Here is a 20,269-nt window from a genome sequence, read left to right on the forward strand (position 1 = left end):
CAAATTATAGGAAAAAATTATGAAAATATTATCAATTAGCTTAATTGTATTAGTTTTTATAAATAGCCTTTATGCATGTGGTGGTTGTGTAGATTCATATTTAGGTAGCGAAAAAGCAAATGAAGGAAAAATTCAATACGATAAAGGCGAAAATCAAATTGCAAATGCTATTGATAAACTAAATGAAATTATAAAAGAAGAAATTATAGCAAATGAAAAAAATGTTTTAAAGGAAAAAGAAATTTTAACAAAACTTAAAACTGAAAAAACATTAGAAGCTAAAAAAGAATCTTTTATTTTAATGAAAAATAATCAACTTCAAAATATAATTAATAATATTAAAGCTAAATAAATGGAACTCACAATAGAACAAATTGAAATTATTGAATTATCTAAAAAAATGAATAAAAGCGAAATATTAATTATTAATGCTTGTGCGGGAAGTGGAAAAACATTCACTTTAAATGAAATAGCTTCAGCAAATCCAAATAAAAAATTTTTATATCTGGCTTTTAATAAAAATATTGTCGAGGATATGAAAAAAAAAGCAAAAAAAAATATAGATGTTAAAACTTTACATTCTTTAGCTTTTTCTTTTGTAAGAAAAAAAATAGGGAAAATGAATTTTATTAATTCTTATACTATATTTGATATTGAAAAATTTTTTCCAAATCAAACTTCTGAAGAACTTTTTTTAATTTTAAAAGATTTTAATGATTTTTTAATTAATGATGAAAAAGAATTTAAAAATAACTATATAAAAAAACTCTGGAATTTGGTTTTAACTAGAAAATTAGATTTTATACATAATTTCTATTTAAAATATTATTTTTTATATGAAGAAAGTAAAAATTTAGTTAAAAAATATGATTTTATTTTATTGGATGAAGCACAAGATACTAATTCTATTATGCTCGATATTGTTTTAAATAATAATTGCTCTAAAATATTAGTTGGGGATACTTTTCAAAATATTTATGGTTTTAATCAAACTATAAATGCAATTGAAACTGTTCAAGCAGATTATAAAAAAAATCTTTCAAAAAGTTTTAGAAGTAAGCAAGAAATTTTAAATTACGCAGATTATTTTTTATTAAAATATACCAAAAAAAATAAAGTTAAAATGACTTCCAATATTTCCAATAAAGAAAAAAATGAAATTAAAAACAAATCTTATATTATGAGAACAAATGCTGGAATTATTGAATTTTTAGACAAAATTAAATATGATAAAAATATTGAACAATATTGTCTATTGAAAAATCCTGATGACATTTTTCAATTAGTATTTGATATTTTAAATTTTAGATCTAATCGTTTTTCCTATATAAGCAAGAGAAATTCTTTTTTACTTAATTTTAATTCAATGCTTGAATTAAAAAACTATGCCAAAGAAGCTTTTGATAATAATTTAAATAAAGTTTTAATTTTAATTGATAAAAAATATGATTTTAAAGTCTTAAATGCATTAGCCATAAAACTTTATAATAAAAAAAATAAAGAAAATATTTTTTTTTATATCACAAATTCTCATATAAGCAAGGGATTAGAGTGGGATAGTGTAGAACTTTATAATGATTTTCCAAATTTAAATAAATTACAAAATGAAATTAAAAAAGAAAAAAATTTGGAAAAAAAACAAGAAATGGAATTCTTTTTAGAACAAGAAGTAAATTTATTTTATGTAGCTATCACAAGAGCAAAATTTCAATTGCTTGACAAATCGGAAAATAAAATTAATGATACAGCCAGCTAGAAAAAATAATTCAAAAAGCTTTTTAAGAGAAGCTGAAATTGCTATATTTGCAATAAAAGATGATAAAGCTAGAAATTATTTTTTAAAAAAACTAAAAGAAGTTTTTGAAAAAAGAAAAAATCCAAATTGCACTTTAACAGGAGAAAAAGCTTTAAAAACTGAAATATTAGCTTATTTAAATCAATTAGATGAAATTAAAACAGCTAACATATGGTGTAGGGATGTATCTATAGATAGACAAGATATTAACAATCTTTTAATGAACATACAAACAGAACTTCTTAATAATAATATTCAAGGAATAGTTGAACTTCATTTACAAGATAGAGAAATTAATTCTCCACATATCCAATTTATAGGAACTGAAGCAGAAAAAGCCGAATACATAATTGCAACAATTTTAGTTAATCTAAAATACGAAACAAGCATAGAAAATGCTATTGGAAAAAAAAGTGATTTTAAACCATATTATGAAATTAATGATAAGTTTAGGACACAAAATTTAGATGATGAGCTAGAATATAGAGAGAATATAAAAAAAAGAAAAGAAGAACAAAAATTTGAACTAGATAAATTAGATGATTTGATTATGAAATTTGAAGAAGAAATGCAAAAAAATAAATCTCTATTAGAAAAATCAAAAAATGTAAAAAATAATTTTTGGAATAAATTAGAAAAATTAAAAGAATATAAAAATAAAATTAGAAATAAAAATTATAATATCAAAAGAATTAGAAGAAAAATCAGAAGAAGATAGATGTATTTCGTTTGGCATTCAGCCCAACCGCTAAAGCAGTTGGGATTTCTGCCTAAATGAGTTTAAAATAAATTTCATAATAATTGAATAATAAATTATTATTTTGAAGTAAAAGAAAATTATGTTTTTTAAGTTCTAATAGAGAATTTACATCTAAAGCAATTATTTTTTTGTTGGTAAAGTTTTGTTTAGTATTAATTGTATCAAGTTCATTAATATAAGAAGTCATTTTATTAATAGAATCAGTAGCATTAGCCAAAAGTGCTATACATGCAAAATTAATAATTATAAAATATTTAAAAATCAATTTTTATTCCTTAATTTTTTAATTAATTTATCCCAGAAAATAAGCAAAAATATCTTTTTAAATGGATTGTCATCTTTCTTAATATTAAAAAAGAATCTATATAAAAATAAACACCCTATAGAATAAATTAAAATGAAACTTTCAAATCCATCAGAAAAGATATAAGAATAAATAAGAGATATAAAAAAGAAATAAATGTTATTTTTGCAAGCAAAAAAATAAAAAATATTTCTTTTTAATAAATATTGCTCTTTAAATACATCTTTTTTATAACTCATTTTTTAATTCCTTGTTTAAAAAAATTATTTGTTTCTTCAGTTTCAATTTCAGATTTAGAAAACTTTTCATTTAAAGCAATAAATAATTTATTAATCTGTTCTCCATTATCTTTAATTTCAGGTATTTTGTTATATAAATTATAAATTTCATTTTTTGATTTTTCAATTTGCTCTTTAGTAATATTAAATTCATCTTTTTCTAAAAATTCTTTTAAAATAGAAAGTTTTGAAAGATATAAAAAGTATAAAGTTTCATCAGAACAATTGATATTTTCAATTTCTACTGAAAATATATTTTCGATAGAAATGTTTTGTTTATCATCTAATTTTTTTTCTTCAATTATATCGTTTAAGCCTTTCAATATATATGAATGAAAATTATTTAATTTTTGAGCATATTGTGCATCAGAAAATTTATCCAATAAATTATTGTCTCTACCAAAATTAATAAATTGATTAAAAATACTATTTAATTTATTAAAAGTTTTATAATCTAATCTGGCATTTAAACATATTTTGATTTTATTTCTAATTTCCGAAGATTTTTCGTAAATTCTTTTTGCATGAATAGTTATATCTTTAAAAACTATTTTTTCTATTTCATTTTCTGTCATACTTTATTGTCTCCTATTATTATAATTTTTATTGATTTCTTGATTCTCAACTTTTTCATCTTGTGTTTCTTGTGCTTCTTGTTTTCTTTCTTCAGCTATTTTATCCATTTCTGCTTGTGCTTTAGCGATTTTTTCATATAAATCATTATTTTCTTCTTCTAATTTTTCTTCTATTTGCTCTTCTTTTTTCTCATCGTCAATATCTTTATTAGTATTTTCTTTTTCAATTTCATCTTTTAAATCTTCATTTTCTATTTGTAAATTTTCTAAATTTCCATTTTGCTCTTCTTTGTTTTCTACTTCTTCTTTATTTTCAACATTTTCTTCTAATTTTTCACCTTTTTCACCTAAAATTAATAAAGTTTTATTTGAATTTTCAGCCATTTCTTCTTTTAATTCTTGTAATTTTTCTTTTTTTTCAATCATTAAATCATCAAGTTCTTTTTGCAAAATAGCATTTTTTTTCTTTACAGACTCTATCATTTCTTTAATTTCTGCTGTGCTAAATGTTAATAATTCTGTTTGAAATTTCAACATAAAGCCTACATTATTTAAAGTTTCTTTTCTTTTGAAAGGATAATAAATCTGTTCATCATCTTTAATAAAATCAATCATCTTTTGAACATCACTTCGTTCAGTTTCAGTTTCATTTGGATATTTTTGTTCATTTAAAATAGAAATATCTTCTTTAATATCATTTACTTTGGTTGCTAAAGTTTCATTTTCTTCTAATACTTCACAGAGTTCATCTATTATTTTTTTATGTTCTAAATTCTCTAAATCTTCAAAATTCTCTAAATCTTTTAAATAAGATTTAGTAAAATTATTATAATAATTTTCCAAGTTCACAAATCCTTCTTGCTGAAATTCTAATAATAAAGCTCCTGTTTGAGTTAAAAAGAATTGTTTATAATTTTCATCTTCTTGAATATTTTTATCTATATACTTTTTCATTTCTTCTGAAAAATTATCAATATCATTAATATCAATTTTATTTTCTTTTTTAAAAGTATCTTTTAATAAAGTTAATTGCTCAACATATTCTCTATATTTTTCATCATTTTTAAGATTTGCATGATTTTTTAGAGTTTCAATAATTTCTTCCATATTTTTCTCCTTATTTTGTAATATTTTATTTATTGTATACAATTTCTTTTTTTACTGCTTAAAAGATTTCTGAAAGTAGAACAAAATTTCCCACTTTAAGAAATAATTAAAAATTTTTATACTTTTGATTGCAAAATATCTTTTGCTCTAATAAAATTATTTATATTTTTTTGATTATTAATCAATATATCAATTTTTTCTTCATCTGTTGAATTATCATCTATTTCATTTATTTTAATTTCTTCAGTTTCAATCTCAATAATATTATTTTTTTCTTCATTTTTAATTTCGATTTTTTTTTCTATATCATCTTTACGCAAATTAGAAGCTACAAATTTACCTTTTTCGTTTAATAGTTTTGAATAATCTGGTAATAAATTTTTAATTTCAGGACTATTCATATTTATTTTAATTCCATTTTTTCTTAATTTATTTCTAATAGTAAAAATTTCATTGATATTTCTTAAATCTTTTTTAAGTGTATCTAAAAGTATTTTTCTATCATAAGTATCTAATTTATTTTCACTTAAAAATTTTTCTTTTAAAAAAATTTCTTCGTCTGTATTTTTTAATCTTTCATTTAAATTATTAAGAAAAGTATTTGATTTTTCAATTGTGTTTGTTAATCTTATTAAAATATTGTCTATCTCTGGATAAGAATAAAAAATTGAACCATTATCAGCCTTAAAAAACAAATTATTTGGAATATACTCTTTGTCATATTTATTAATTAAAACGCCTTGAACACAGAATTGCTTTGTAAGTTCTCCAATAAAAGTTCTAAAAACTAATTTTAAATCATTTGCTTTAAGAATTTCAACTTCAGCTTCATTTTTAAAATTAATAAAAATATCTTTTATTTTTTCATTAATTTTATTTTTTAAAGATTTATGACTTTCTTCATCTTCTTTATTTTTTGGTTTTTTAGTAGTTTTTATACCAAAGCATTCTAAATTATAATTTTCCTTTTTAAAGTCTTTATTATGTATAAACTCATTTAAAAATTCTATATCATTAAGTAATAATTCTTTTTTTTCTTTTAAAGAAGTCAAAAGTCTTTCATTTTGAAGAATATTTTTTTTGTATTGTTCGAAGTATCTTTCTTCTGTTTTTAACATAGTTGAAATTTTATGTTTTTCTAAAATAAAAGGATTACCAGTAGCAATAGCTTTCATTTCTGAAACATTAGCGATTTCTGCATCAATACTTTCAAAATTTCTTTTTCCGTCTAAAAGATTAATTTTTTTAAGTTGTGCTAAAGGTAAAAGCTTTTGTTCATTGATTTGAAACATTCTTGAATCGTAAGTTTGTTCAGTTGCATATCTATAATGTGAAATTTCAAAATTATCTTTATCTTTTTCAAAAAATAAATTTCCTTGTCTTACAACTCTTCCTGCTCTTTGTTGTAAATCACTAGGTTTCCATGGACAATCTAACTCATGTAAAGCAATAACTCTTTTTTGAACATTAGTTCCTGCTCCCATTTTTGCTGTAGAACCTATTAAAATTCTAATTTCTCCAGCATTAACTTTATTAAATAATTCTTGTTTTTGAATATCTGAATTTGCATCTCCAATAAAAGCAATTTCATTTTGTGAAATACCGCTTTTAACTAATTTTTTTAAAATTTCTGCATAAAGATCAAATTTATCTCCAACTTCTTCCATTAACTCTTCAATAGTATATCGTTTAATTATTTTTTCTTTTCCTTTTTCATTAATTTCTACTTTGGCGTAAAATTCTTCTTCAGTTTCTTCATCTGTTAATAAAACTAATTTTAAATCAGCTATAACTTCTTCAATATTGTTATATCTTGCTTCATTTTCAGCATTTATATTTATTTTTTGAGAATGAAATTTTGAAACACCCATATCGCAAAATATTAATTGAGTAGAAGAAGGATAAGTCTGATCATTATAATGAAACATAACTTTCTCAATTAATTTATTAATTTTAGAATCTTCATAATCACTTGCACTATTATCAATCAATCTAAAATCTAATGCCGCTTTTTTAGCATCAGAAGTGCATTTAAGCATATTGTTATTTCTTGGATCTTCTTTTAGATTATCCATTCTATCAATTATACTTCCTTTGTTATAAAATCCTTTTTCATTTTCAATTCCTATATAACTTTCTATATCATAACTTCTTGGAGAAATAACATTTATAGGGCGTCCATTTTTAATTTTTGGAACTAATCTTCCTGTTTGTTTTTCTATATCTTCATTTGTTACAATATCAACATTTTCTCTATAAGCAGACATTAGTTCTGGAACATTAATAAATTGAGATAATCTTGAGGTTAATTTGTAATTAACTCCGCTACTATCAAGTTCTTCATTAAAAGTAATTTTTGTAAAAGTTTTTTGCCAATCATCAAAATGAGAAACTCCCAATTCTTCTAATATTTTTGGTTGTAAAAACTTTTGCATAATATAAAATTCTGCAATAGAATTGCTTACTGGAGTTCCTGTCAAAAAATACAATTTATAATTATTTTGATGACAATAACTTGTAGCACAAAGCATTTTCATAGCTTTAAAAGAATCATTTAATGGAAGTCCTTTAACACTATCCTGATTTGTATCAATATATAAGTTTTTAAAATTATGAGCTTCATCAACAACTAAAGCATCTATTCCTAGTTCTTCAAAAGCAATTTCTTCATCGTATTTTTTTCCAATAGCTCTTTTTTCGAGTTTAGCTTCTAAATATTTAATTTTTTTATCTATAGTTTTTCTTAAATTTTTTAAATCTTTTTCACTTGAAACCTTTATTGTTTTTGTTAAATAGTTTTTTAAATTTTCAGCATATTCATATAAAATATTTGTTTGAAAACTTTCCATAACGTTAATATTTTCAAAAGTAGAATGCTTCATAATGATTGCATCGTAATTACCATATTTAATTTTATATAAAAATTCTTTTCTATCTTTTTTATCTTTAATTTTATCCCCTACTAATATATTTGCATTTGGATAAGCAAATAAAAATTCTTTTTCCCATTGAGTAGCTAAATGATTGGGAACTAAGAAAAGAGCTTTTTTAACTATTCCCATTCTAACTTGTTCCATAATCAAAGTAATCCCTGCTAAAGTTTTTCCTGCACCAACTTCGTGTTCTAAAAGCATGCTATTTTTTAAAATACCTTTAAAAACAGCATTTTTCTGATGTTCTCTTAAAGTTATATTCTTATTTAAATACGGTGTTTCTAAATATTTTGAAAAACTAAAATTAGTTTTATTGTAAACATTTAAAACTTCATTATATTTTTTTTCTATTTTTTCTCTTACATTTTTATTATTAAAACAATAAGATTCAAAATAATCTTTAACAGCTTCTGCGTTCTCTAAAGCAATTTTTGTTGGAATGTTTTCATTAACTTTAACTTTTAATTGTGGATTATCATCTTTTTGTTCATAATGAAAAACTTCTAATGATTTTCCATTAATTATTTTTTCTATTAATGTTTTTAAATCAAAAAATAACTCACTTTTTTCATTATAAACCATCAAATTAATACCATTATCGTTTAAATCAGTATTTTTAATTTCTTCTTCAACCAAAATATTTTCATCTCTATATTCATCATAATTTTCTTTTAAAATTTTAAAATTCTCAAATACATACAAACTATTCACAAAATTAATATCTATAATAATTTTATCAGGAGAGTGAAAGAAAGTGTTTTTAATAAAATCTTTATAAATCTCAATATCTATATAACTTGCACCAAAATTAAGCTCTATATCTTCAAATTTAATATATTCTGGAAAATATTTTTTTAATTCTAATGCAACTTCTTCAAGTGGTAATGAAAAATTGTTAAAACTAATGTTTTTTTCAATCATTTCTTTAATTTCGTTATATTTAGCTTTAACATTTCCTGTTAAAAATTCATCTGCTAAGATATAATCACTTTTATGTTTATCTCTATCAGAGTTCAAAACATGAAAAATAAGTCTTTTTTCTAATAAATCAACTAAAATTTTTTCCAAATCTTTGTCTTTTGAATAATTTTTTAAAGTATTTAAATCTATATAACCTTTTTCTGTTAAAGTTTTTTGCAAAGCTTCTTCATTGCTTTGTGCCAATTTTCTTTCATAAGGAATATAAATCCTTTCTTTTAAAAAATCAGCTTCTAAATAAGTATTTTTATTATTTAATGTTACTTTCTTTTCTGTAGAGAAAATAGAAAAAGAATTTATTTTATCAAGTTCAATTATATCTTTTAATCTATGTTTTAAAATCAATCCATTTTTATCTTTTTTACTATTTCCTAAAGAGTTCAAAAATTTAGAATCACTTAAATTTAAAATATTTCTTCTTATAAATCTTAAATTTTCTTTTTCCCTTTTTAATACTTCATTATCAATAAGATGATTTCTTTCATTTGCTAAATTTTCTTTTATTAAATCTCTATACTTAATAATTTCACTAGCAATTTTTTTTTCTTCGTGGTTTAAATAGCTTTTATATACAAATTTACTTTTATTTTCTTTAATGATATTTTCTTCATTAATTAAATATTTTTTTTCTAAAGGTAATTCATCTTCAAAATAAGCTTCTTCACAAGAATCTATGTCTTTTTTAATATAAATTTTATCATTCATTAAAAACATACTACCAATGTTAAGTTTTTTTATATTTTGAAATTCTTTTAAACTTAAACTATCATAATCAATAAAAGTATATTTTTTTTCAAAAGGCGGATTATCTTTAAAAATGAAAGAGTGTATTCTTTCCATACGATTTATTATTTCATCATTATAATTATAATCTGGTGCTTTTACTTCCATTGAAAATCTACCAAACTGATTAGAACCTAAAATAGGATTTCCAATTATTTGCTCTGGATTTTGAATAAAATAATTATTAATTTCTACATAATCTTCATCACTTAATTTAAACAGATTTACATCCATAAAAATATTATTTGATTCTGTTTCCATTTCAAAAGATTCTTTATTATTTTTTTTATTAAAAATTCTTTGGTAAAAAAATATATCAGTTGAAACATCAGCATGAGAATTTTTAAAAACATCATTTGGCATTCTAAAAGCTGAAATAAAATTTCCTAAATCATTTAAAATTTTTCTATGCTTATTCCCATTGGAATCTAAAAAATAACTTGAAATAATAAAAGATAAAATTCCATTATCTTTTAAAAGCTCACTTGATTTAACAGCAAAATAATTATGGATTGATAGATTATTTCCTAAACTACCCATATCTTTAATTTTTAATTGTTCATAAGGTGGATTACCAACAACAACATCATATTCTTTTTTATTAAAATCAACTTTTTCAAAAGAATTATTATAAATTCTTACATTTGGATGTAAAAATTTAGCAATAGTTGCTGAAATTAAGTCTTTTTCTACAGCATCAAATTCATAATTTTGCGGAGCACAAGAAAAGAATTTTCCAATACCACAACTTGGTTCTAAAGCCTTAATTTTATTATTTTTACTTACACCTAAAGAATCTAATCCTTTATAAATATTTTTTATAATAAAATCAGGAGTAAAATAAGCATTATAAGAAGAGTCTTTTAAATCTTTATATAAATCATCATCAATTAATTCTTTTAATTCTAATTTATATTCTTCATATTTTTCATTATAAAATAAATCTCTTAATCCTCCAAAGGCAGTATATCTAGCAAGAATTTTCTTTTCTTCTTCGTTTGCAAAAAGCCTATTTTCATTAAATATTTTTTGAGTAAGTTTAATAGCTTCAATATTTGCTTCAATTCTTTCTTTTACACTTAAATTTACAGGATATTCCCCTTTATAATTTTCCTTATCAAATCTTTTTAAAAATTGATGTGTTTTAAAAGATTTAAATTTAAATTCGCTTGTTCTTGATACTGATTGAGGTTCTCCTTGATCTGTTGTATTGTCATATTCTTTAAATTTATTACTTGTATTAATTTCTGATTGCTCATCGGTATTGTTATGCTCTCTATTAATTTCAAGCGATTTATTTTCTTCTGCATTAATGCTATTTGATATTCCATTGTTATTATCAATAACAATCTCATCGCTTGCTCCAAAATCAAATTGTTGTTCTCTTGGTTTTTCTTTACTAGTGAATTTAAAATTTTCACTATGTAAATTATTGGATGTGTTTTCACTATTTTGTCCCAATAACTCAACTTCTGACTGACTAGAGTTAAAATTATTAATATTCTCATCATTTGAAAGCTCTTTGGAAATATCATCCTTAATTGATCTATCGTTTGTGATATTTTCTTCGCTTCTTCGCTTAAAATTAACATGTTCTTGTTCTTGTATTCTCTCATTAACACCCACAATTCCTCGTTGTAAGTATAAATTTTCCTCTCGATTAAATTGATTACTTGATAACTCAGTTCTTGTTTCAAGCTCATGCAAAGTTCTTCTATTTTCTCCTGATTGTTCTTTAAAATCTCTAAAATCATCTCCTCTTTTTCTGTTAATTCCGTTATTATGCTGTTCTCGAAGTTGAATTGTTGAGTTATTAAACACTCTTGCAAATATTCCATTTTCTTTTCTATCGCTATCATTTCTTTTTTCAAAATTTTCATCATCGATTTTATCAATATATTTTCTAAAACTATCAAAAATTCTGTTTGAAAATTTTCTAATATATGATTTTGTAATGTCGGAATATAATATATCATCAATTCTTGTAATAATGGATTGGTTTCGATTAATTCCATCTTTATATTCAGTTCTTGAAAATTCATCAAAAATGAATCTATCTCCATTTTGTCCAAAACTTCTTTGGCTTGTATTTCTAGTTGCTTTACTTTCTCTATCTCTTTGGAATTCAATTGTTTCAAATTGAGTAAATCCATTTTTATTCTGAAATTGTCCAATTCCTCCTGATATTTCTCCTGAATTTTTGATATCTCTATTTGATATATTTTCTTGTTGCTTAAATCTATCCTCTTGAATTTGTTCTTCAACTCTATTAATTTCATTGGTTTTATGTTCCGAAAATTCATTAAAAGTTTGTCTATTTTCTTGCTCATTTTTGTCAATATTTCTTGTTGTATCGTATTGAGTATCATCAGTTGTTCTTGTTCCCCATCGTTCGCTTCTTCTAATATTTTCATCGCTTGTGTAAAAGTTATTATATTTTCTTTCATCATCATTTCTGGTAAATTCATCATCTCTTGTAAGGTTATATTCATTTTTTAAATCCTTTAATTTAATTTTTTTAAAATAATCTTCTAGCTTAACTTCATAATCTTTACTATAAATTAATATATCATCATTTTTATAAATTATATTTAATTCTATATTATTGTTTATTAAAATTTTATTCAATTCTTCATCATTACTATGATTAAAACTAAAATTACTTGCATTTGTAGTTATAAGTGGATTTTCATTAAGTATTTCATTTGCAATAAAATTTTTAATTTCATATTTTCTTTCTTTTTTTTGAGAATTTTTTTGAATATTTATTAAAAAACCATTAAAAATATTTTCTTCAATTTTTATTATTGTTCCAAAAGATGAATTTATATTATTGTTATTTTCGTGATATAAAAAAAGAATATTGATTTTATTTTCTTCCATATTATTTTCCGTAGACAAATTAATCCTAGTTTTTAAATAAAACTAGGAGATTTAATTAATTCTTATTGTTTTTGAGTTCTTAGGTTTTTAACTTCATCAGAACTAAATAACTCATTTTGATTTTCTGTTTTTTCTTGCATTCTACTTTCTGCTTCAGCCTGTGCTTTATCAACAGCATTAATTTTACTTTGAATATGATTTTGATGTTCTAAAGCTTTTTCTTGCGTTCCTTCTTCTAAAATTTTTCCTTCCTTGTCTGTCTTATTGTAATAACTAAAATCATTGTTTTCTATATAATTAGAAACTTCTTGATTTCTGGCTTCATAATAATCTTTCCAAGCTTTACATTCTTCACTATTTGCTAAAGCTTTTTCAGGATTATTATTTAAAAAAGTTGTAAAAGCTTTTTTTAATTTCTCAATGGATTTTTCTAAGTAATTCATTTTTGCATTAACTAAAGATAAGCCACTGTTTTGATAAACTTCGCCCGTTTCAAGATCAATTTGTTCTTTAAAATATTGATCACGATTAAGTTTAGAATCTACCATTAATTCATTTTTCTCTTTATTAATCCAACTTTGGAATTGACTTGAAATAATAGTATCTTTAGGAATTACTTCTTTGATCATTTTATCGAAAGCATCTGCAATTACTATAGAAAATTTATATTTAGAATTCAAATTATAAGGATTCCAAGGTACAAATATTTCTTTTCCTATTTCATTTGTGTATTTAGACATATTAATCTGATCCGTTTTTTCTTGTGCTTTAAGCATAGCTTGCCCTAAATCTGAACTAATTAGCTTATTATAAGCTTCATCACCTAAATTTTGGAATTTCATTTTTTCTCCTTTTAATTAAAATAGTGGCGAAATAATAAAATAAAAAAAAATTTTTTTCTTAAAAGTTTTCTTAAAGTGGGAAATTTTGTTCTACTTTCAGAAATCTTTTATTTTTCAAATTTTGTTTTTTTGTAAAATACTTCAAAAATTGGCAAAGGAAATAAAATGAAAACAAGAACAAATCGATATTTGTTCATACTATTATCAATAGTCTTTATTTTTTTAGTTAATTTAAAACTTTATGCTAGTGATAATAATTATAAAAAAACTTTAACTTTATCTAAAAATGAAAAAATTGAAAAAATAATTCAATTTTATAAAGAAAGATTAAAAGATATTCCAAATTTAGAAATTAAATTTGTAGAAGAAAAAAATAATTTTCCTTTTGAAGCTTATGTTTTTGAATTCAAAACAAACAAAGAACAAACAAAAGAAGTTATTTTTATAAAAGATAATTTTTTCTTTAATGAGTATGTAGATTTCAACACTTTAGAATTTTCAAAAGATAAAGTCCAAGAAGAACTATCAAAAGATAAATATTCTAATATCATCAAAGAACTCATGAATGATAAAAAATATATTATAACCTTAGGAAATGGAAATAAAGAAGTTTATGTTTTTTCAGATCCAGAATGTCCTTTTTGTCAAAAACACTTAAAAAATATTGATGAAAAATATTTAAAAGAACACACTATTCATTTTATTTTTATAAGCGTTCATGATAATTTTAAAATCTTAACTGCACTCTATAACGATTTGGACAAAGCTAAAACAAAACAAGAAAAACTAGCAATTATTAAAAAATTCTATTTTGGAGACAATGATTATAAAGATTTTAATTTTAAAAATAATGAAAAATATAAAGAAGAAGAAATTAAAAAAATATTTGATAAATATCTTAAATTAGGAGTTAATTACACTCCATTTATAATTAATTGGAAGCTATAATGGAACTGAATGCTATTCCAACTCAACTTATAACAACTGCTTTTGTTTTTGGCTTAGCAGCTCTAGCTTTCTCAACAGCTCCATTTTTATTCACTCTATCTAATGGAATTTTAAAAGCAAGAAATGGAAACACTTCATCAAGTTCAATAATATCTGTTTTTTGTATCGCTTTTATATTACACACAGCTTCTTGTATATTTTTTATCTTAGGTATAAAATTATTAGATATTTTAAATAATTTATATGAAAGCAATTATTATACAAATAAAATATTTCCAATTTTTTGGGCAAGAGGCGAAAATGAAGTATTTCAATTAGCAGGAGCAAGTGGCAGTTTAGAAGAAAAAGGTGCTTACTTACAATTATTCGCATTACAAACTATAGTTGATTGGATAATAATTATTATTCCAATTCTTATTTTTATAACTGCCTCTACTTATGGAGCTATTCAAGCTAGAAAAGATACTATGCACACGGATTATTTAAGTTTTTTTATTTGGATGGGAATATCGAACATTATTGCTTTCTTTCTTTTTTTTATATGGGCTAAAATTGCTAGTTTAGCCCTATTTATACCTAACGGAGCTGATTTAATAAGCAAAATGTTTGAAATGTATAAAAATTTACCTATATAGGAGTAACTATGAGATTTTTTTCTTTCAATACAAAAAATAATGGATTTTTAGCAACAGCAATAAAAAAAGAATATGAGAATTTCGAAATTGAAAAAATATATCAAATGTTTAATAAAAATAAAAATGATTTTATAAAAATTAATTTTGATAAACAATTTGATGATATTTATACTTTTACAAACAAAGAAGATTTAATTGATTTTTTTAAAACAGAAAATATTGATGAAGCGTTTTTTAAGATAAAAGATTTTATTTATTATTGGGATAATGAAAATCAAGAAGTTTATAATTTAGAAGATATCGTTGCAAAAAGAAATATTAAAAAAATTAATGAAGAACATTTTTATTTAATAAATGATGAAAAAATAAACAATAAACTTGAAAAATGGTTTAATTCCACTGATATGATAAGTCTTTCTAAAACAACTCAAATAATATTTGATGAGTGTAAAGCAGATTTACATCATAATATTTATGAAGTTTTTCCTTATTCTATTTTAATGATAGGTGATAAACTTGCTTATTTAAGTAAAAATTTAAGTAATCAAACAAACATACAAATACTTAATGAAAATTTACTTCCAAAAGATTTAAAAGATGAATTAAATTTTATAAATTTTAATCAAAAAAAACCTGAAGAAATACTTGCAAATTTAAATAATTATCTAGAAGCAGAAAAAGATCAAATTACAAATTCTAAAAATAGAAAATTACTTAAAAACTTTTATGAAATAAAAAATAATAAACTTGATAAGCTTATAGAAAGTATTGATTTAGCTACAAATGAAATGAAACAAACTAGCTTATTTGATGAAGAAGAAATAAAGCCAACTTATAAACCAAATTCAAATTATCAAAATCGTGAAGATTTAATTGCAAAAAAAAGGAATAAAAGATGAAGCTATTTATTGCAGAAAAACCTGAACTTGGAAGAGCAATTGCAGAAGGCATTGATGGAAAAGCTGAAAATTATAAAACTCATATTGTTAAAAATAATAATATTATAACTTGGGCATTTGGACATATTATGAAATTAGCAGAACCAGAAATTTATGATGAAAAATATAAAAAATGGAATATTCAAGCTTTGCCACTTGATATAAAATTTCCTTTCAAAAGAATTCCCATTACAAGTTCTGAATCTCAATTAAAATTAATTATAAAATTGATAAATGATAATAAAGTAAAAGAAATTATACATTGTGGCGATGCTGATGAGGAAGGACAAATTTTAATTGACGAAATTCTTTACTACTCAGGAACTAAAAAACCAATCTTAAGATGTTTAATCAACGACATAACACCAAAAGCTATAAAAAAATCAATTAACGAAATGAAGCCAAATTCAGAATTTAATGGACTAAGTGAAAGCGGTTTTGCTAGAAGTGAAGCTGATTGGATAGTTGGACTTAATCTTACAAGACTTTATAGCATTTTAAACAATAATAAATTAATTAGCGTTGGAAGAGTTCAAACTCCAATTTTGGCTTTAATAGTAAATAGAGATTTAGAAAATAAAAATCATATTAGCAAGCCTTATTTTGTAATTAATGGTGAATTTGATATCAATAATGAAATAATAAAAATTCCATTAAAAGTGGAAGAAAAAATTGAAGATGAAGAAATTGCTAAAAAAATAAAAACAGAAACAGAAAATCAAAATGTTAATTTAAAATTAAAAATTAATCAAAAATTAGAATATCCACCACTTCCATACAATTTATTAAATCTTCAAGCAGAAGCAAGTAAACTTTATGGTTTTTCGGCTAAAAAAACCTTAGATATTACGCAAAATCTTAGAGAAAAGCATAAAGCTATAAGTTATAATAGAAGCGATTGTGAATACTTACCAGAAAATATTTATAATGAAGCTCCACAAATTATAGAATTGATTAAAAATAATTTTAATGATGACATAGGACAAAATAATGTAAATTTAAACATTAAATCAAAAGCATTTGATGATACTAAACTTTCAGCACATTATGGAATTATTCCTACTCAAAGTAAAATTGATATTAATAAACTTTCAAAAGATGAAAAATTAATTTATACTCTAATTACTCAAAGATTTTTAATGCAATTTTATGAACCATGTAAATACGATAGCTACAATTTAGAAATAAATATAAAAGATTATGTTTTTTCAACAACATTAAGAGTAGATACAGAACTTGGTTTTAAAGAATATTTCAATAAAAATGAAAAAGAAGAAATTGGCTTTTTGAAAAATATTAAGGATAACGATCTTGCAAAATGCCAAAATATTGAAATTAAAGCTGAAAAAACTAAGCCAAAACCATTTTACACTATGACTACTTTATTAAAAGATTTAAATCAAGTTTCTAAATATGTTAAAGATGAAAAAATCAAAAAACTTTTAATAGAAAAAGATAAAGATAAAAAAGGCGAAAATGGCGGAATAGGAACTCCAGCAACAAGAAGTAATCACATAGAAACTTTAATAAACAGAGGCTATATTGTAGTTTCAAAGGATAAAAAGCAAGTTGTTAATGCTACAGAACTTGGAATTAATTTAATCCAAAATTTAGATCCTATATTGACAAATCCAGACATGACAGCTTTATGGTTTGAATCTCAAAAAGAGATACAAGAAGGAAAACTAAAAAGAAGCGATTTTTTAAATTCAATTAATGATTTTATTTTAAAAATAATTGATAATGAAAAGAGTTTAAACAAAAAAATTGTTTCTAATGAAGAAAAAGAAAAAATAACTTGTCCTAAATGTCAAAAAGGTTTTTTAAGAGAAATAAATGGAAAATTTAGAAAATTCTTTTCTTGTTCTGAGTATTCTAATGGTTGTGATTTTAAGGCGAAATCTGTTAATGGAAAACCTGAATTAGAAAATAAAAGCACTAATTTAAATACATCTTTTAAATGTCCTCAATGTAATCAAGGAAACTTAATAAAAAGAGAAAGTAAAAATGAAAAAAACAAATTTTGGTATGGTTGTTCTGAATGGAAAAATGGTTGTAAATTTATGTGTCCTGAATTAAATGGCGAACCTAATTTAAATGCTAAAAATAATTTTCAAAACAATTATAAGCAAAAGGTTAAATACAAATGAAAAAAATAATTTTATTTTTATTGCTGTTTAATTTCTTATTTGCAGAAGGAACAAATAATGGGCAAGGAGTTGTTTCTGAAACTACTAAAGAAGAAATGCAAAAAATATTTCCTAATAGTGATGATGACATAGATTCTAAAAATGGATGTAGTTGGGAGTGTAGAAAGGTTAATAGCGGATATGGAACTCAAATCATAGGATTTGATTTTAAAAATGGGACAACTTTTTGTAGAGTTTATAAAAATGAAAATTTTGATTTAGATTTAAAATTTAATGCTTCAAAAACTAATTTATCTTGTGCTAAACAAGTGTATACAGGACTTGATACTGAATTAAAAAATTATGAAAATATAGATAGAAAAATTAATTTAGAAAGTATAATTAAATGGACGCCAAGCGATACTAAAATTAATTTTGCAAAATATTTAGTTGCTTTAGCAACTTTAAATCCAAATATTATTGATAGAGAAAAAACTTATAATTTAGGAGAATTAACCTTAAAAGATGGTATAGATAATTTTAGCATTAAAACTATACAAAAAAATCAAAGTTTTATGGATTTTTTGATAGCTCCAAATTCTGTTTTAAATCAAAATAAAGGATTTTCTACTTCAAGTATAAGTTTGCAAGAAACTTCAGCTGTAGATGGTTTTAATAAAAACAATATGGCGTATTTTTCAAATCTATTTTTAGCCAATGAAAAAATTTATCAACATTTACAAATTCTAATTCTTGTTTTAGTTGGTGGATTTTTTCTTACTTCAATTAGTGCAGAAAAAATTCAAGCTTACTTAGAAAATAGGGGCGAAAATGAAGGAAAGCAAAAATTTTTACATAAATTTTATATTCCAATGATTATGATAGGAACATTTTTTATGCCTATACCCGAAGGAAATGGTTTAGCTCACTCAACAATTATGCAAAACGTCATTAGATATTTTGCATTAAAATCAACAGATATTGCAGATATGGCTAGTGCAATTGGTGGAAAAACCTATATGGATAAAATTTATAAAAGTATAGGTGGAGTAAATATTCAAGGTATTAAAGCCTTATTAGAAAAAAAGAAAGAAAATGAGTTTCTTATAAGTCAAGGAGATGAAATTTATAAAAAAACTTGTTCTTTAAGATATAAAAACCAACTATCTGCCATTAGAGAAAGCTATATCACTTCTTTAACAGATGAAGATAAAGAAAAAATAAAACGATTTTTAGCTGAAGATAGTAATGATATGGCAGGAAAAAATGGCGATATTTCCTTGGAAGCTTGTATAGCTTTAGAAGCTGATATTTTAAAAGCAAGAAATGAAATAACTAAAATAAATTCTCAAATGGAAAAAATTGATAAATTAAGAGATAACACTCAAAAAATCAATGAAATGAAAAATCTTGATGCTTATTTTGCAGTAAGAGAAATGCAACTTGGATGGATAAATTCTTTATTTACGCCAAGTAGTGCAATTTTAGCAGAAGTAACTATGTTTAAAGAAGAGCAAGGTGATGAAGATGAACAAAAAGAAAGGATGATTAAAGCAACTAAAAAAAATATTCAAAACACTAAAGAAAATATAAATAAAGGAGATATTGAAATTAGTAAAGATGATATTACAGATAGCTCTTTAGGATGGATAGCAGGTAAATTAGTATGGATGATGTTACCAGGAGCTTCAACTATAAAAGATTTTGTAATGGAAAATACTGGAAAATTCATGGCTGTAATTCAAGCAGCAGCAGCTTCTACTGTGCCAATCATAGGAACAGTAGGTGGAGCTATCGTTGGATACATAACAGGAACAGTTGCCTCAACAATTACAGGATATGCTATAGCTATAATGTTAATAGAATGGACTTTTCAAAAAATACCATTATTGGTTTGCACTACAGCTTCTATTATAATATTTGTATCTTATTTAGTTTCTTTGATAAAATATTTTTATATTTCACCATTCGTTGTAGCTTTCTCCTTAGCAACTAAAAGAATGGATAAAATTATTGAATTCTTAATTAATGGTATGGCTATATTTTTAAAACCCGTATTAATTATTCTCTTTATATATTTATCATTATTTATAAATGTTTTAGTAGACGAATTTTTCTTATTTGTTTCTGTAGAACAATTTACAGGAATTAAAACTAGCGTATATAATTTTCACACTAACTTTATTATAGGTGCAATCACAGGCTTATTAACTATATTTGCAAAAATTGCTTCAGCGGTAATTATGTGGAATTTAATTATTAAAGGGCCTTCATGGGCTTTATCATTAGTAGGTATTGATGGAAAACAAAGTGAAATGATTTCTCAAGGTATGGAAAACACTTTAAACAAGAGAGCAAATATTGTTTAAAGAAATCTCAAC

14 protein-coding genes are annotated in these 20,269 nt (G+C 22.8%); 8 read left to right on the forward strand and 6 right to left on the reverse strand.

The window, feature by feature from the left end:
- Positions 1-19 precede the first annotated feature (19 nt).
- Genes AJ887_RS02855 through AJ887_RS10165 form a run of 3 tightly spaced genes read left to right on the forward strand, consistent with a single transcriptional unit; the run spans position 20 to position 2,513 of the window.
- On the forward strand, positions 20-352 hold the full coding sequence (locus AJ887_RS02855) for a hypothetical protein (RefSeq protein ID WP_070273920.1): 333 nt from the start codon (positions 20-22) through the stop codon (positions 350-352).
- A complete protein-coding gene (locus AJ887_RS02860; RefSeq protein WP_070273921.1) occupies positions 353-1,756 on the forward strand; it encodes an AAA family ATPase in 1,404 nt (467 codons plus the stop codon). It abuts the gene before it with no gap.
- Positions 1,740-2,513 (forward strand): hypothetical protein, encoded by a 774-nt coding sequence (locus AJ887_RS10165; RefSeq protein ID WP_070273922.1) that lies wholly within the window; start codon positions 1,740-1,742, stop codon positions 2,511-2,513. The genes AJ887_RS02860 and AJ887_RS10165 overlap by 17 nt, the downstream gene beginning before the upstream one ends.
- Before the next feature lie 52 nt (positions 2,514-2,565).
- Here AJ887_RS10165 and AJ887_RS02870 read toward each other — a convergent pair whose 3' ends face one another.
- The 6 genes from AJ887_RS02870 to AJ887_RS02895 all read right to left on the reverse strand — a co-directional run bounded on the left by AJ887_RS02870 (position 2,566) and on the right by AJ887_RS02895 (position 13,238).
- Positions 2,566-2,820: a hypothetical protein gene (locus AJ887_RS02870; RefSeq protein ID WP_070273923.1), complete on the reverse strand. Its 255-nt coding sequence runs from the start codon at positions 2,818-2,820 to the stop codon at positions 2,566-2,568.
- Positions 2,817-3,098, reverse strand: coding sequence for a hypothetical protein (locus AJ887_RS02875; RefSeq protein ID WP_070273924.1), 282 nt, complete (start codon positions 3,096-3,098; stop codon positions 2,817-2,819). Before AJ887_RS02875 ends, AJ887_RS02870 begins: the two co-directional genes overlap by 4 nt.
- Positions 3,095-3,712, reverse strand: coding sequence for a hypothetical protein (locus AJ887_RS02880; protein ID WP_070273925.1), 618 nt, complete (start codon positions 3,710-3,712; stop codon positions 3,095-3,097). Before AJ887_RS02880 ends, AJ887_RS02875 begins: the two co-directional genes overlap by 4 nt.
- A gap of 3 nt (positions 3,713-3,715) precedes the next feature.
- Positions 3,716-4,819 carry a hypothetical protein gene (locus AJ887_RS02885; RefSeq protein WP_070273926.1) on the reverse strand — a complete coding sequence of 368 codons (1,104 nt, stop codon included), beginning with the start codon at positions 4,817-4,819 and terminating at the stop codon, positions 3,716-3,718.
- 116 nt (positions 4,820-4,935) lie between these two features.
- Entirely contained in the window at positions 4,936-12,396 is a 7,461-nt protein-coding gene (locus tag AJ887_RS02890; RefSeq protein WP_070273927.1) for an SNF2-related protein, read from the reverse strand.
- A gap of 62 nt (positions 12,397-12,458) precedes the next feature.
- A complete protein-coding gene (locus AJ887_RS02895; RefSeq protein WP_070273928.1) occupies positions 12,459-13,238 on the reverse strand; it encodes a hypothetical protein in 780 nt (259 codons plus the stop codon).
- Positions 13,239-13,403: 165 nt separating this feature from the next.
- Between AJ887_RS02895 and AJ887_RS02900 the strand changes: the two genes are divergently transcribed.
- From AJ887_RS02900 to AJ887_RS02920, 5 genes are read left to right on the forward strand one after another with little or no spacing between them, the layout of a single operon-like run.
- Entirely contained in the window at positions 13,404-14,186 is a 783-nt protein-coding gene (locus AJ887_RS02900; RefSeq protein ID WP_070273929.1) for a thioredoxin fold domain-containing protein, read from the forward strand.
- On the forward strand, positions 14,174-14,821 hold the full coding sequence (locus tag AJ887_RS02905; protein WP_186820926.1) for a hypothetical protein: 648 nt from the start codon (positions 14,174-14,176) through the stop codon (positions 14,819-14,821). Before AJ887_RS02900 ends, AJ887_RS02905 begins: the two co-directional genes overlap by 13 nt.
- Before the next feature lie 8 nt (positions 14,822-14,829).
- Positions 14,830-15,720 carry a hypothetical protein gene (locus AJ887_RS02910; protein ID WP_070284781.1) on the forward strand — a complete coding sequence of 297 codons (891 nt, stop codon included), beginning with the start codon at positions 14,830-14,832 and terminating at the stop codon, positions 15,718-15,720.
- Positions 15,717-17,909, forward strand: coding sequence for a DNA topoisomerase III (topB, locus tag AJ887_RS02915; protein WP_070273932.1), 2,193 nt, complete (start codon positions 15,717-15,719; stop codon positions 17,907-17,909). Before AJ887_RS02910 ends, topB begins: the two co-directional genes overlap by 4 nt.
- Positions 17,906-20,257: a hypothetical protein gene (locus AJ887_RS02920; protein ID WP_070273933.1), complete on the forward strand. Its 2,352-nt coding sequence runs from the start codon at positions 17,906-17,908 to the stop codon at positions 20,255-20,257. The genes topB and AJ887_RS02920 overlap by 4 nt, the downstream gene beginning before the upstream one ends.
- Positions 20,258-20,269 lie beyond the last annotated feature (12 nt).

This window comes from Campylobacter sp. BCW_6466, from assembly GCF_001762835.1.
GTDB lineage: Bacteria > Campylobacterota > Campylobacteria > Campylobacterales > Campylobacteraceae > Campylobacter_D > Campylobacter_D jejuni.

Excerpts from the sequence above, each read along its gene's own strand:
- AJ887_RS02880 (WP_070273925.1), bottom strand. The coding sequence starts at position 3,712 with ATGACAGAAAATGAAATAGAAAAAATAGTTTTTAAAGATATAACTATT.
- topB (WP_070273932.1), top strand. The coding sequence starts at position 15,717 with ATGAAGCTATTTATTGCAGAAAAACCTGAACTTGGAAGAGCAATTGCA.
- AJ887_RS02895 (WP_070273928.1), bottom strand. The coding sequence starts at position 13,238 with ATGAAATTCCAAAATTTAGGTGATGAAGCTTATAATAAGCTAATTAGT.
- AJ887_RS02890 (WP_070273927.1), bottom strand. The coding sequence starts at position 12,396 with ATGGAAGAAAATAAAATCAATATTCTTTTTTTATATCACGAAAATAAC.
- AJ887_RS02875 (WP_070273924.1), bottom strand. The coding sequence starts at position 3,098 with ATGAGTTATAAAAAAGATGTATTTAAAGAGCAATATTTATTAAAAAGA.
- AJ887_RS10165 (WP_070273922.1), top strand. The coding sequence starts at position 1,740 with ATGATACAGCCAGCTAGAAAAAATAATTCAAAAAGCTTTTTAAGAGAA.
- AJ887_RS02860 (WP_070273921.1), top strand. The coding sequence starts at position 353 with ATGGAACTCACAATAGAACAAATTGAAATTATTGAATTATCTAAAAAA.
- AJ887_RS02910 (WP_070284781.1), top strand. The coding sequence starts at position 14,830 with ATGAGATTTTTTTCTTTCAATACAAAAAATAATGGATTTTTAGCAACA.
- AJ887_RS02900 (WP_070273929.1), top strand. The coding sequence starts at position 13,404 with ATGAAAACAAGAACAAATCGATATTTGTTCATACTATTATCAATAGTC.
- AJ887_RS02920 (WP_070273933.1), top strand. The coding sequence starts at position 17,906 with ATGAAAAAAATAATTTTATTTTTATTGCTGTTTAATTTCTTATTTGCA.
- AJ887_RS02885 (WP_070273926.1), bottom strand. The coding sequence starts at position 4,819 with ATGGAAGAAATTATTGAAACTCTAAAAAATCATGCAAATCTTAAAAAT.
- AJ887_RS02855 (WP_070273920.1), top strand. The coding sequence starts at position 20 with ATGAAAATATTATCAATTAGCTTAATTGTATTAGTTTTTATAAATAGC.